Annotated in this window: 15 protein-coding genes; 9 read left to right on the top strand and 6 right to left on the bottom strand. The window is 58.4% G+C overall.

What is annotated here, in order from left to right; all coding sequences use genetic code 11:
* Window positions 1–61 precede the first annotated feature (61 nt).
* Together ABRP31_RS05145 and ABRP31_RS05150 are read right to left on the bottom strand one after the other, a co-directional pair.
* A complete protein-coding gene (locus ABRP31_RS05145) occupies window positions 62–277 on the bottom strand; it encodes an SEC-C metal-binding domain-containing protein (RefSeq protein ID WP_087269191.1) in 216 nt (71 codons plus the stop codon).
* A gap of 4 nt (window positions 278–281) precedes the next feature.
* Entirely contained in the window at window positions 282–770 is a 489-nt protein-coding gene (locus ABRP31_RS05150) for an LEA type 2 family protein (RefSeq protein ID WP_349972117.1), read from the bottom strand.
* A gap of 101 nt (window positions 771–871) precedes the next feature.
* On the opposite strand from ABRP31_RS05150, the gene ABRP31_RS05155 reads away from it, so the two are divergent.
* A complete protein-coding gene (locus ABRP31_RS05155) occupies window positions 872–1,384 on the top strand; it encodes a hypothetical protein (protein WP_087269194.1) in 513 nt (170 codons plus the stop codon).
* 12 nt (window positions 1,385–1,396) lie between these two features.
* Here ABRP31_RS05155 and ABRP31_RS05160 read toward each other — a convergent pair whose 3' ends face one another.
* On the bottom strand, window positions 1,397–1,870 hold the full coding sequence (locus tag ABRP31_RS05160; RefSeq protein ID WP_087269196.1) for a YchJ family protein: 474 nt from the start codon (window positions 1,868–1,870) through the stop codon (window positions 1,397–1,399).
* Between the two features lie 3 nt (window positions 1,871–1,873).
* Window positions 1,874–2,371, bottom strand: coding sequence for a DUF6231 family protein (locus ABRP31_RS05165; RefSeq protein WP_087269198.1), 498 nt, complete (start codon window positions 2,369–2,371; stop codon window positions 1,874–1,876).
* A 196-nt stretch (window positions 2,372–2,567) separates the two neighbouring features.
* Here ABRP31_RS05165 and ABRP31_RS05170 point away from each other — a divergent pair, with 196 nt between their 5' ends.
* From ABRP31_RS05170 to ABRP31_RS05180, 3 genes are all read left to right on the top strand, one after another.
* Window positions 2,568–3,269 carry an OmpA family protein gene (locus ABRP31_RS05170; RefSeq protein WP_349972118.1) on the top strand — a complete coding sequence of 234 codons (702 nt, stop codon included), beginning with the start codon at window positions 2,568–2,570 and terminating at the stop codon, window positions 3,267–3,269.
* Window positions 3,270–3,466: 197 nt separating this feature from the next.
* Window positions 3,467–3,742, top strand: a complete 276-nt coding sequence (locus ABRP31_RS05175) for a DUF1145 domain-containing protein (protein ID WP_087269203.1) — start codon at window positions 3,467–3,469, stop codon at window positions 3,740–3,742.
* Window positions 3,735–4,493 carry a collagen-like protein gene (locus tag ABRP31_RS05180; RefSeq protein ID WP_349972119.1) on the top strand — a complete coding sequence of 253 codons (759 nt, stop codon included), beginning with the start codon at window positions 3,735–3,737 and terminating at the stop codon, window positions 4,491–4,493. Before ABRP31_RS05175 ends, ABRP31_RS05180 begins: the two co-directional genes overlap by 8 nt.
* A 168-nt stretch (window positions 4,494–4,661) precedes the next feature.
* On the opposite strand, the gene ABRP31_RS05185 is transcribed toward ABRP31_RS05180, so the two are convergent.
* Window positions 4,662–5,126 (bottom strand): CopD family protein, encoded by a 465-nt coding sequence (locus ABRP31_RS05185; RefSeq protein ID WP_349972120.1) that lies wholly within the window; start codon window positions 5,124–5,126, stop codon window positions 4,662–4,664.
* A 130-nt stretch (window positions 5,127–5,256) separates the two neighbouring features.
* On the opposite strand from ABRP31_RS05185, the gene dinG reads away from it, so the two are divergent.
* From dinG to ABRP31_RS05210, 5 genes are all read left to right on the top strand, one after another.
* Window positions 5,257–7,401, top strand: coding sequence for an ATP-dependent DNA helicase DinG (dinG, locus tag ABRP31_RS05190; RefSeq protein WP_087269212.1), 2,145 nt, complete (start codon window positions 5,257–5,259; stop codon window positions 7,399–7,401).
* Window positions 7,402–7,646: 245 nt separating this feature from the next.
* Window positions 7,647–8,795: a serine hydrolase domain-containing protein gene (locus ABRP31_RS05195; RefSeq protein ID WP_349972121.1), complete on the top strand. Its 1,149-nt coding sequence runs from the start codon at window positions 7,647–7,649 to the stop codon at window positions 8,793–8,795.
* 153 nt (window positions 8,796–8,948) lie between these two features.
* On the top strand, window positions 8,949–10,022 hold the full coding sequence (locus ABRP31_RS05200) for an OmpA family protein (protein ID WP_349972122.1): 1,074 nt from the start codon (window positions 8,949–8,951) through the stop codon (window positions 10,020–10,022).
* Window positions 10,023–10,106: 84 nt separating this feature from the next.
* Window positions 10,107–10,754 carry a pyridoxamine 5'-phosphate oxidase gene (gene pdxH / locus ABRP31_RS05205; protein WP_349972123.1) on the top strand — a complete coding sequence of 216 codons (648 nt, stop codon included), beginning with the start codon at window positions 10,107–10,109 and terminating at the stop codon, window positions 10,752–10,754.
* Between the two features lie 160 nt (window positions 10,755–10,914).
* Window positions 10,915–11,379 carry a glycine zipper 2TM domain-containing protein gene (locus ABRP31_RS05210; protein WP_087274753.1) on the top strand — a complete coding sequence of 155 codons (465 nt, stop codon included), beginning with the start codon at window positions 10,915–10,917 and terminating at the stop codon, window positions 11,377–11,379.
* Between the two features lie 144 nt (window positions 11,380–11,523).
* On the opposite strand, the gene nhaA is transcribed toward ABRP31_RS05210, so the two are convergent.
* Window positions 11,524–12,705 carry a Na+/H+ antiporter NhaA gene (nhaA, locus tag ABRP31_RS05215; protein ID WP_349972124.1) on the bottom strand — a complete coding sequence of 394 codons (1,182 nt, stop codon included), beginning with the start codon at window positions 12,703–12,705 and terminating at the stop codon, window positions 11,524–11,526.
* Window positions 12,706–12,732 lie beyond the last annotated feature (27 nt).

Consider the following 12,732-nt stretch of genomic DNA (forward strand, 5'->3'; position numbering starts at 1 on the left):
AGGCCCCGACCGCACAAATGAAAACGGCCTGCAAGGCAGGCCGTTCGAGCTTCACGTCAGCTTACGCGCCGTGGCACTTCTTGAACTTCTTGTCGCTGCCGCACGGGCAAGGATCGTTGCGGCCAACGTCCTTCAACGCGTTACGCACCGGTTCCTGATGGGCATGGCCGCAATTCGGACCGTGGACATGGCCATGTTGGTGGTCGTGGTGGGCGTGGCCATGATCGTCGTGATCGTGATTGCAATCGGGGCCATGCACATGGGCTTGCTGGTTCATCGGGTTACTCCGGAATAAAATCGCCGGGCATTATCTCGCCGTTGCGTCCAATACGCACGCTATGCCGAAACAAAAAGCCGGTCTTGAGTTTGCCTTCCAGCCGGTAATGGATCGGTTGGTCGGTTTTTTTCAGCATTTTCGCGATCTGCTTCAAGTCCTTCCAGAGATTGGTCCGGATCGGTACCACGAAATTCCTGCTGCTTTGTCCATCGACCACGAACCAGTCGGTGGACTCGCCATCAGCCAGCACAATGTCATTGAGCATGATTTTATAGCGCAGGCTGCGCACCAGCATGCTCCGATCATTCGGGTTTTCGACCCGAAAGCGCAGTTTGAAGTCCTGTTGCAGCAGCTTGGCCTTGACCACTTGCACCTTGAGCAAGTGCACCTGAGGATCCTGATAGTCGCTGACGCGTACGGACGAACAGCCGTTCAACAGCGACAGCAGCAGACCCAGGCTCAGGATTCTTATGGCGTGCGCCTGTGAAAACATGTTTGTGCTCCATTTGAAGCCTTCGTTTGACAAAGCGACTGCCCATTCCTTTTTCATTAAGCTGCGGCATACTTCTCGCACGTACACCTAGAGTATGACCAATGAATCTGTATGAAATTGTATTCACTGGCCAACTGGTCCCCGGGGCCCAACTGGACAAGGTCCAGGCCAACCTCGGCAAGCTGTTTCAGAGCGACGCGCAGCGGCTGGAGCTGCTGTTCAGCGGGCGTCGGCTGGTTCTGAAAAACAATCTCGATAGTGAAGCGGCGGAAAAATATCGATCCACGCTGGAGCGCGCCGGAGCGCTGGTCGAGGTGGTGGAAATGTCAGCTGTTAACGCCGAGGCAGACCCAGCCCGCGTGCCATCTCTGCGGCCCGGCCGACTACAGGTTACTCCTCGGGACGTTTACATGGCGGCCTTTGTTGCCGTTGATGCGCCGAATCTGGAGGTGTTCGAGGTGGGCAGCGACCTGCAGGATCAAAAGCCTGCACCTACGGCACCATCCGTGGATTTATCGCAGTTCAGTCTCGCACCGGCGGGCAGCGAATTGGGTCAATTGCCGAATAACCATGCCGCCGTGGTTCCGGACACCTCGCACTTGAAGCTGGTATGAGGCGGCTGCTTTTCAACTGACGTAGCTCGCACAACATTTCTTGTACTTCTGTTCACTGCCGCACGGGCATGCATCGTTACGCCCGGCTTTGAGTCCTACGGTCGGGTCGATGAAGTACCAACGCCCTTGATTCTGCACAAAAGACGAACGCTCACGATGGCTGTGTTCACCGCTGCCGTCATGCCAGCGAGCGGTGAAGGTGACGAAGGCGTGCTCGGGTTTGCCGCCGAATACCTCGGAGCTTTCCACTTCTAGCCCTAGCCAGGTGCTTTGCAGGCTCCATTGACTGATCGACTCGCGATCCAGCCCCGCCTTCTGCACAGGTAGCGTGGTGTCGAGCAAGTAATCAATCAGGCCAAGCACGTAAGCGCTATAGCGTGAGCGCATCAGTTTTTCCGCGCAGGGCGTGGGTTGCCCTGCGTGAAACGGTCCGCAACAGGCTGCCAGCAGATCCCCGCTTCCGCAGGGGCAAATCGCGCTATTCATGGCTTACCACCAGTATTTGCCGAAATTTTCCGGGTTGGCCCAGAACCTCGCGTTGAGCCAGTCGGGTACTTGTTTGTATTCGCGTAAATCGTAGGTGTACAGCGTCAGCACCTGCTCATCGCGGGTGAAACGTTCACTGGCCTGCAGCGCCAGTGAATAGAAGTCTGTGTCTTTCCAGCCACACGCCTGCAGGTCAGCCAGTACGGCGATACGGCTGGCATTGAGGTTACGGATGCCGCCGAGCAGCTCCAGGCCTTCGCGCTTATTGATGTGCTCGAGGCAATCGACGACCAGCGCCAGGTCAAAGCGTTGCGCGGCAAGTTCCGCTGACAGCACGCCGGGCTTGGCGTGAGCTATTCGGGTGTCTGGATGGGCTTCCTGAAATGCCTGTAACGCAGGAAATGCCTCGGCCCCGATCAACAGCAGGCTTTTAGGCGCTTGCAGGTCGAGCAGGGCAGCCAGAGCCTGTTGTGGCGTGCGAGTGGAAAAACCTTCGCTCATCAAAAATCCTCTTTATGGCATGCAAGACTAGCGTGTGGTGAGGCGCGGGCCTAGTGCTGTCTCCCACACAAGTCCGCATTATCTAAGTTACAAAATCGGAGAACCCCAATAAAACAAGGCTAAAAGTGGCGGGCTGGCACTTTGCTGTCTTTACTCCATGAGCGGCGGATTGGGCCGAACCTTGGGAGAAAAACTAATGAGAATAATCCGGACAGCATTACCTCTTATTTTGGTTACCAGCGTTTTAACCGGTTGTGCGGGCCTGCAGAAGACTGACTGGCCACTCTGTGCATTGGGCGGCGGTGTCGCGGGCGCGGCGGCGGGGGCATTTCAGAGTGCAGCGGTGGCAGCCAGCCTGGGTGGCGCGGTGGGTGTCATGGCAGGCGCTTACTGCTGGGTTCACGGCGATGGCGACGATGACGGCGATGGCGTGAAAAACAGCGTCGACAAATGCCCGGATACACCAAAAGGTACCGCCGTTGACGCGACCGGTTGCCCGCTGGTTCCGCCAGCGCCGCCTGTAGTGGTTGAAGAGGTGGTGGTCGTCAAGGAGGAGGTCATCGTCATCAATGACGTGCTGTTCGAATTCGACTCTGCGCGCCTGACAGCCGCCGACAAATCGAAACTTGATCTCATCTCTACCCGACTGAAACGCGAAGCACCCAGCGCACAACTACGCGTCAGCGGGCATACCGACAGTGTTGGCAGTGATGCTTACAACCAGAAGCTCTCCCAGAAACGCGCCGTTTCGGTGACGGATTACCTGGTCAGCACCGGGATCCCACGTAGCGCGTTCGTTTCCGTCCAGGGCGATGGCGAGGCCCGTCCAGTTGCGGATAACTCGACCGCCAGCGGCCGCTCCCTTAACCGTCGAGTGGAGATCCAGATCAACCGCTAACGTTTTACCTCCAACCGTTGGCCCGGCACGCGTGCCGGGCCAATTCCGATTTCAGCCGTTCGGCGGTTGTTCCTCGCATCAGATTAATTTTCAGCTGTGCGCTGGCATATTTCACCTCGCAGGCGTTTACTGTGCGCGCAGAATTTCTCGCAACGATAAGCGTTTGCAGACATAACAATTATGGACAGGCTCTGGCAATGAAGGTGTTTTGGGGATTGGGAAAACTGTTGACCGCAGCGTTCTGGCTGGTGGTGTTATTCAATCTGATGGTTGTGCTGCCGACTCCGTTTGCTCTTCTGATCAAACTTGCGGGCGGCCTGCTGGCGCTGATTCACATTGCTGAGCTTTTGCTCTTCAACGGCAGCTTGCGCGGGCGTCCACGTCCATGGCGCGACCGGCTGCGTATTCTTCTGTTTGGCATCTTCCACGTTCTGTCTCTCCCGAAAAAAGCCCAGGAGGCCGCTCATGCGTAAGCTTTGTCTGCTGGCTGCCTTTTGCAGCCCTTTGGCCATGGCCGAGACCATCACTGTCGAATCGCACTCGCTGATGCGTCTGCCGAGCCAGGCCAGCGTGGTTCAACTGGATCGTCTGGAAGTCGCTGATTACGGCACTTTACTGATTCCGTCCGGACTGACTGAAGTTAAAGTCGATCATCTGGTGCTGGGCCACGAAGCGCGCATCGCCATCGTTCCCAGCAGTCAGGCGCTCAATCTGGTTGTCCGCCACGGGCAGCTTGGCACTGGCAGCCAGATCACCGCTCGCGGTGCGCCGGGTACGTACGAAAAGCCGCCATTGCCGGGTCGTAATCTGACCTTGCGTGTTGAGCAGTTGCAAGGTGAAGAACTGTTCGTCGACGCTCGGGGCGGTGCCGGTTCGCCGGGATATGTCGGCCTGGATGGCGCAAACGGTAAGGCACCGGGTTGCACCTGGGGTAGCGCCGGACGTGGTCACAACGGCGATAACGGCGGCAATGGTCACGATGGCGCCGCCGGTGCGCAGGTGCGCCTTGAGCTGCCACAGGATTTCCCCGTGGAGCGCATCAAGGTTGATGTTCAGGGCGGTGCCGGAGGTTTGGCCGGTGCGGGAGGAAAGCCGGGTAGAGGCGGCGCATCCAAGGGTTGCTTCGTGTATCGGGCTGATGGCGGCAAGGCTGGACGTGCGGGTGAAGCGGGGCAGCCAGGAGCCGCCGGACCTGCCGGGGCATTGACGTTGCAGCGGTTGTAAGCATGTTGCACGGCTGATTGATTTGCAGGAACCGCCTCGCGAACAAGTTCGCTCCTACCAAATGGGGCCGTGTCATGCGGTTCAGGTAGGAGGCAACTTGTTGGCGAGATCTTCTGACGCAGACCTTCAGGCCTGCCACTTCGAAAACAAGTTTGCCTCAGGGGCATGTTAGAAATTCGGCCGGGCCGCAGCAATCGCAATCACCGTCAGGCCGACCAACAGGTTGATACCCACCAACCGGCGAATCCGGCCCAATGCCGCTGCACCTTCAGCCCATTGTTCGGCTTCAACTGCACGACGCAGCTCAGGCAGTTGCAGTGACTGGATGCGGATGAACAGCGCCGTCATTACCACGTACAACCCCATCATTACCTGCACGTAGCGCGGCGCGGTCTCGAAGCTGACGAACTGCAGATTGATCATGCCGACCCCGGTAATCGGCAAGACCACGACCACTGCCCACACCCAGGCAAAAAATCGCGGGAACACTTCCAGCCACAATTTCAGGCGGGCAGGCCCCTGTAATGCGCTGACGACCGCCGGTCGCAGGACCATCCAGGCGAAAAACATGCCGCCAACCCAGACCAGTGCGGCCAAAACATGCAGGGTGTAGACGAGGGAAAAGGGTGTCATCAGGTACTCCGTTCTGCGCGGATGGAATTTGCGGGGTATGATAGCCGCCTGCTGGAACTACTGAAGATATATCCAGCGTTTTGCGCTTTAATTTTTACCGATGCCTGTAGCGCCCGAGCCAACAAAACCCATGATCAGCAACGAACTCAAATCCCAGATTCAGGGCGCCTACTCGCGTTTCCTCGAAGCCAAGAGCCTCAAGCCGCGCTATGGCCAGCGTTTGATGATCGCCGAGGTCGCCAAAGTACTGGGCGATATCGATACCGATGAAGAAGGCCGACGCACCAGTGACCCCGCCGTAGTGGCGGTGGAAGCGGGCACCGGTACCGGCAAGACTGTGGCTTACGCGATTGCCGCGATCCCTACTGCCAAGTTGGCAGGCAAACGTCTGGTGATCGCCACTGCGACCGTTGCCTTGCAAGAGCAGATTGTCCACAAAGACCTTCCCGACCTGATGCGCAACAGTGGCCTGAACTTCACGTTCTCCCTGGCCAAGGGGCGTGGCCGCTACATGTGCCTGTCCAAGCTCGACATGCTGCTGCAGGAAGGTGATGCAACCAACGCCACCGCACAGCTTTTCGAAGAAGAAGGCTTCAAGATCGAAGTTGATGAAGCCAGCCAGAAGCTGTTTACCAGCATGATTGAGAAGCTCGCCGGCAATAAGTGGGACGGTGACCGGGACAGTTGGCCCCAGGCGCTGGAAGATCAGGACTGGGCACGGCTGACCACCGATCATAGCCAGTGCACAAACCGCCATTGTCCGAACTTTCAACAATGCGCCTTCTATAAAGCTCGCGAAGGCATGGGAAAAGTCGACGTGATCGTGACGAACCACGACATGGTGCTGGCGGATCTTGCCTTGGGAGGCGGTGCGGTATTGCCCGATCCACGTGACACTTTGTACGTGTTCGACGAAGGACATCATCTTCCTGACAAAGCGATTGGCCATTTCGCACATTACACGCGGCTTCGTTCTACAGCGGACTGGCTGGAACAGACTGCCAAGAACCTCGCCAAGCTGCTGGCGCAACATCCGCTGCCGGGCGACCTGGGCAAGTTAATCGAACAAGTGCCGGAGCTGGCCCGCGAGATCAAGGCGCAGCAGCAGTTCATGTTCAGTGCCTGCGAGCAATTGGCCGACTTCCGGGCGGGTGAGGATATGCAAGGGCGCGAGCGCCCGCGTCATCGTTTCATCGGTGGCGTGGTGCCGGAACACATTCGCGAAATGGGCATTGAGTTGAAGAAAGGCTTTGCCCGCCTTGATGATTTGTTCACCCGTCTGGCGGACCTGCTCAAGGAAGGCATGGATGGCGAAGTGAATATCGGCATCGCCAGCCATCAGGCCGAAGAATGGTATCCGCTATTTGGCAGCCTGCTGGCTCGTGCCCATGGCAACTGGGAATTGTGGACCGCCTTTACCGCTGAAGACCCGGAGGACAGCCCGCCCATGGCGCGTTGGCTGACCCTGGCCGACAGCGGTGCGCTGTTCGATATCGAAGTGAACGCCAGCCCGATCCTGGCGGCGGAAATGCTCCGTCGTAACTTGTGGAATGTGGCTTACGGTGCGTTGGTGACTTCCGCGACGTTGACCGCCCTGGGCAAGTTCGACCGCTTCCGCATGCGTGCCGGTCTGCCCAAAGTCGCTGTGACCGCGGTCGTGCCCAGTCCTTTCCATCACGCCGACGCAGGCGTGTTGCGTGTGCCGGACCTCAAGGCTGACCCGCGTGATTCTGTGGCGCATACCGCCGCGATCATCCGCGAGTTGCCGGGGCTGGTGGAAGGTTCTCGCGGCACATTGGTGCTGTTCTCATCGCGCAAACAGATGCAGGACGTTTTCGACGGGCTGGAGCGGGACTGGCGCAAGCAGGTGTTCATACAGGGCAACCTGTCCAAGCAGGAAACGCTGAACAAGCACAAAGCCCGGGTCGATGGCGGCGACTCCAGCGTGCTGTTCGGGCTGGCCAGCTTTGCTGAAGGTGTCGACTTGCCTGGCGCGTATTGCGAGCACGTGGTGATTGCCAAGATTCCTTTTGCCGTACCGGACGATCCTGTCGAGGCGGCTCTGGCCGAGTGGATCGAGGCGCGGGGTGGCAATCCGTTCATGGAAATCGCCGTGCCGGATGCTTCGCTGCGGCTGGTGCAGGCTTGCGGTCGCTTGCTGCGTACCGAGGAAGATCGCGGAACCATCACGCTGCTGGATCGGCGAGTGGTAACGCAGCGTTACGGCAAGGCGATCCTGAATGCACTGCCTCCTTTCAGGCGCGAGATATCCTGACCTGCTCAGTCAGAACTTAATCTTTCAGGTTGAACTTCATCCTGTAGGAGCTCATCGAGGTTACTAGGCCAGCGATGGCGGCGTGTCAGACAAACCGCTATCGCTGGCCTCGTAACCTCGGTGAACTCCTACAGAGACCCCGTTTGCAGCACGACAGTCTGACCACCAACCCATCTGTTCACAAACCCCTCAATCGCTGAAACAATGCACACCATTTTTTGATCAGCCAATCCGGGAGCCAGCGGGTGCAGATTCAGGGTCATTTCGAGCTTAAGTTCGAAGCAGTGCGCGAAGCGTTTGCGGCACTCTTCGACGATACCCAGGAGCGTGGCGCTGCGCTGTGCATTCAAATTGGCGGCGAGACCGTGATTGACCTCTGGGCAGGCACGGCCGATAAAGACGGCGCCGAGGCCTGGCACACCGATACCATCGCCAACCTGTTTTCCTGTACCAAACCCTTCGCAGCGGTCACTGCCCTGCAGCTGGTTGGCGAAGGCAAACTGAAGCTCGACGAGCCCGTCGCCCGTCTGTGGCCTGAATTTGCGGAGGCAGGCAAGGGCGCAATTACCCTGCGCCAACTGCTCTGCCATCAGGCCGGTCTCCCTGCACTGCGCCACATGCTGCCCGCCGAGGCGCTGTATGACTGGGCGGCAATGACCGAAGCGCTCGCCGCCGAAGAACCCTGGTGGACGCCCGGCCAAGGCCATGGCTATGCCGCGATCACTTACGGTTGGCTGGTGGGCGAAGTGCTGCGTCGTGCTGACGGTCGCGGCCCGGGTGAGGCCATTGCTGCGCGCATCTCTCGTCCGCTGGGACTGGACTTCCATGTGGGCCTGGCCGACGAAGAGTTTCATCGCGTTGCGCATATCGCTCGCAGCAAAGGCAATGCAGGCGACGAGTCTGCACAGCGTCTGCTGCAAACAACCATGCGCGAGCCGACGTCGATGACCGCGCGGGCATTTACCAATCCCCCGTCGATCATGACCAGCACCAACAAGCCTGAGTGGCGGCGCATGCAACAACCTGCCGCCAACGGTCACGGCAATGCCCGCAGTCTGGCCGGCTTCTACAACGGTCTTCTGGATGGCAGCTTGCTGGAACCGGAGCTGCTGAATGAGCTGACTCGTGAACACAGTGTCGGCCAGGACAAAACGTTGTTGACCCAGACTCGGTTCGGTCTGGGCTGCATGCTTGACCAGCCCGATGTAGCAAACGCCACATATGGTCTGGGCCCGAAAGCATTTGGTCACCCTGGCGCTGGCGGGTCGATCGGTTTTGCTGACCCTGATCGCGACGTTGCATTCGGCTTTGTCACAAATACCTTGGGACCTTATGTGCTGATGGATCCGCGGGCACAGCAGTTGGTGCGAGCGTTAGGTGAGTGTTTGCGCTAAGTTGTCGTCATAAGTGCTTGTTTAATACCGACTGTCAGTTAATACCCCGGAACAGGAACCGTGCGACGGTTTCCTTTTCCAACAGTCGGTTTATGCGTGTTATATGGGCACTGCAAAGTTCATCGTCTGTTTACTACTTTTTGTGGGTCATCCATGTCATCCAATAAAAGCCTCGCAATTGCCCTTTGCCTCGCCGTAACCGGCTGTGCGCAAACGCCAAAAAATGATTCTGCTGACACTGGCAATAGCTGGTGGTCGTTCGGCTCCGACAAGGTTGCCGATGCAGCGCCTGTCAAAGCCCCGGAAGCCAAGCCCGCTGAGCCGGTAGCCAAAGCCGAGAGCGGCACTCATTGGTACTGGCCGTTCGCATCCAGCGACACCGCAGAGCCAAAGGCTGAAGCGGCTGCCAAGCCCGCCGCCAAGCCTGCCGATAAAAGCGTGCCGCCGCTGATCGCCAAGACCGAAACTGATAGCAAGTGGTGGTGGCCGTTCGGTAGCAGCGATAAGAAAGAAGAAGCCAAGGCAGTGCCCAAGGTTGACCCTAAAGTGACTCAAGCTTGGCTGGATGACTACGAGCCACGCCTGCGCCTGGCCATCAAGGACAGCCCGTTCGAACTTGAGCGTCGTGAAGACGTTCTGGTTATCACCGCTCCGGTAGACAGCTCGTTCAACCCTGATCGTCCAGCCATGTTGCTGCCGGTAACACTGGGTCCGATCACGCGTCTGGCCAAGCTGGTTGAAGCCGATCCGAAAACCGCCGTGTTGGTTTTGGGTCACGCAGACACCACCGGCGCAGCCCCGGCGAATCAGAAAATCAGCCAGGAACGTGCCCAGTCGGTCGCTGCAATTTTCCGCCTCAGTGGCTTGGAGCGTAATCGTCTGAGTCTGCGTGGCATGGGCGCGGTAATGCCCCGTGCAGCCAACGACAGCGCTGAAGGCCGCAAGCTGAACCGTCGCGTTGAAATCGTCATGACCCCTGAAAACACCATGCTCGCGCTGATGAGCAAGTACGCGTTGCCGCCAGCTCCGACCATGGTTGCAGCTCAGGACGTCAAGCCTGCGCCTGCTCCCGCTCCCGCTAAAGCCGCCCCGGCCAAGAAGGCTGCTGCGAGCAAGCCAGCGGCCAAGAAAGCCGCTCCGGCGAAAAAGGCAACTCCGGCCAAGGCCGCTCCAGCCAAAGCCGCAGTGAAGAAAAAACCAGCCGCGACCGACCAGGCCAGCAACTGAAATACTCGCTGACTCGCGTCTGAATGCGCGAGTCAGCGGCTTTACTCTTCAATTCGTGCAGCTTTTTGATCGAGGAAGGACGTGATGACCCAGTCTCTGGCCGATATGCGCCGTGACTACGCCCGCGATGGCTTGACCGAGGCTCAAGCACCCGATGAGCCGTTTGCGTTGTTTCACCAGTGGTTTGCCGAGGCGGTCAAAACCGAGCAGGCGCCTGTTGAAGCCAATGCGATGACGCTGGCAACGGTCGACGAACAAGGGCGACCGCATTGCCGGATCCTGCTGCTCAAGGGGCTGGATGCCGAGGGTTTTACGTTCTTCACCAACTACGACAGTGCCAAAGGCCAGCAACTGGCAGCACGCCCATTCGCTGCGATGACCTTCTTCTGGCCGACGCTGGAACGCCAGGTGCGCATTGAAGGGCGAGTGGTCAAAGTCACTCCTGAAGAGTCCGATGCCTACTTCCAAGTGCGTCCGCTGGGCAGTCGCCTAGGCGCCTGGGCTTCTCCGCAGAGCCGGGTAATCTCTGATCGCGCCAAGCTTGAAGGCATGATCAAGGAAACCGAGCAGCGCTTCATCGACACCCAACCGCATTGCCCCGAGCATTGGGGTGGTTACCGCCTGCTGCCTGAACGAATCGAGTTCTGGCAAGGTCGCCCAAGTCGCCTGCATGACCGCCTGAATTATCGTCTGGTGGACACGCAGTGGACGCGCGAACGCCTCGCTCCCTAGCTCATCAGTTTGTTTGAATTATTCAGCGGCCAACCCGTCATAGGGTTACGGCAGCCGGTGCTGTATGCCGCCTGAATGAAAATAAATTAACGAGGAGCGGCACGTGACAGCGCTGATAGCGCGGAGTCTAATGGCTGCATGTTCCTCTGGAGATACCCTTATGCGTAAGTCTGTTCTGCTGGTTGCCACGTTCACTGCTATGGCCATGACCCTCACTGGCTGTATGTCGAACCTGACTGGCGACTCCTATTCCCGTGACGAAGCGCGGACAGTGCAGACCGTTCGCCTGGGTACCATCGAATCCCTGCGTCCGGTCAAGATCGAAGGCAGCAAGACGCCAATCGGCGCTGGTGCTGGCGCCGTCGTGGGTGGGGTGGGTGGCAGCGCTATCGGCGGTGGCCGTGGCAGCATCGTCGCAGCCGTCATCGGTGCGGTAGCGGGTGGTTTGCTGGGTTCGGCCACTGAAGAAGGTTTGACTCGTACTCAGGGCGTTGAAATTACCGTGCGTGAAGACGACGGCACCATGCGCGCCTATGTGCAGCAAGTTCAGGAAAACGAGATTTTCCGGGTGGGCGAGCGCGTTCGCATCATGACCGTCAACGGTACGAGCCGCGTCTCTCATTGAGTGATTACACGGCTTTTGTAGCGTCTTGAAACATAAAAACCCGATCCTGGTGATCGGGTTTTTTGTGGGTGATCGTTGCTGTCACCCGTTTCCTGTGTCGCGCAGCGATTGCTTTCTCTTTAAGAGCTGCCGATTCATTTCAATTCAACGGATTGGATTTTTTCGACTGCTAACCGCCATGACGGCATAGCCGATAAAGGCTGCGAGTATCGAACCGGTCAGAATCCCCATACGATCCACGCCTGCGTAATCGCTGCTACCGGGCACATACGCCAGTGAACCCACGAACAGGCTCATGGTGAAGCCAATTCCGCACAGGATCGACACGCCCAGGACCTGACCCCAATTGGCGCCGCCGGGAAGTTTGGCGATCCCTATTTTGATCGCAAGCCAGGTCAGCCCAAAAACTCCAACTGTCTTGCCCACCAGCAAGCCCGCGGCGATTCCCATTGGCACGTGATGGGTGAAGCTTTCCAGTGTCACGCCATTCAGGGACACGCCCGCGTTGGCAAAGGCAAACAGCGGCAGAATCCCGTACGCCACCCACGGATGCAGTGCGTGCTCCAGCGATAGCAGAGGCGATGTGTCATGGTCAGCTGTGCGCAATGGAATGCAGAATGCCAGGACCACACCGGCGAGAGTCGCATGCACGCCACTTTTGAGTACGCAGACCCACAGCACCAGACCGATCAGCAGGTAAGGGCCCAGCTTGCGTACGCCTAGCCTGTTCATCGCGATCAGGGCAGCGATCGAAGAACCCGCCAGTATCAGTGACAGGTTCGACAACTCGCCCGAGTAGAACAGCGCGATGACGATGATTGCCCCTAGGTCATCAATGATCGCCAGCGTCATCAGAAACAGCTTGAGTGACACCGGAACGCGTTTGCCCAGGAGTGCCAGCACGCCCAACGCAAAGGCGATGTCGGTGGCCATGGGGATCGCCCAGCCATTCATTGCTGCGGTATCGCCTTTGTTCAGCGCCCAGAACACCAGCGCCGGAATCACCATGCCGCCGATGGCTGCAGTGCCTGGCAGGATGATTTGCGAAGGGCGCGACAGATGACCTTCCAGAACCTCTCGTTTGACCTCCAGACCTATCAGCAGAAAAAACAGCGCCATCATGCCGTCGTTGATCCATAGCAGCAGGGGCTTGGCGATTTTGACGGCTCCGATCTGGGCCACCACGGGCGTGTCTAGGAAGGCGTTGTACAGCCAGGACAAGGGGGAGTTGTTGATGATCAACGCCAAAGCGGCGGCGGCAATCAGTAGCAGACCGCCTGCCGCCTCAAGCTGGAAAAAACGAGTGACAGTGATACGCAGAGGCAAGGTTTGCGCTCCATCCAACAAAAAAGG

The organism is Pseudomonas caspiana (assembly GCF_040224095.2).
Taxonomy (GTDB): domain Bacteria; phylum Pseudomonadota; class Gammaproteobacteria; order Pseudomonadales; family Pseudomonadaceae; genus Aquipseudomonas; species Aquipseudomonas caspiana.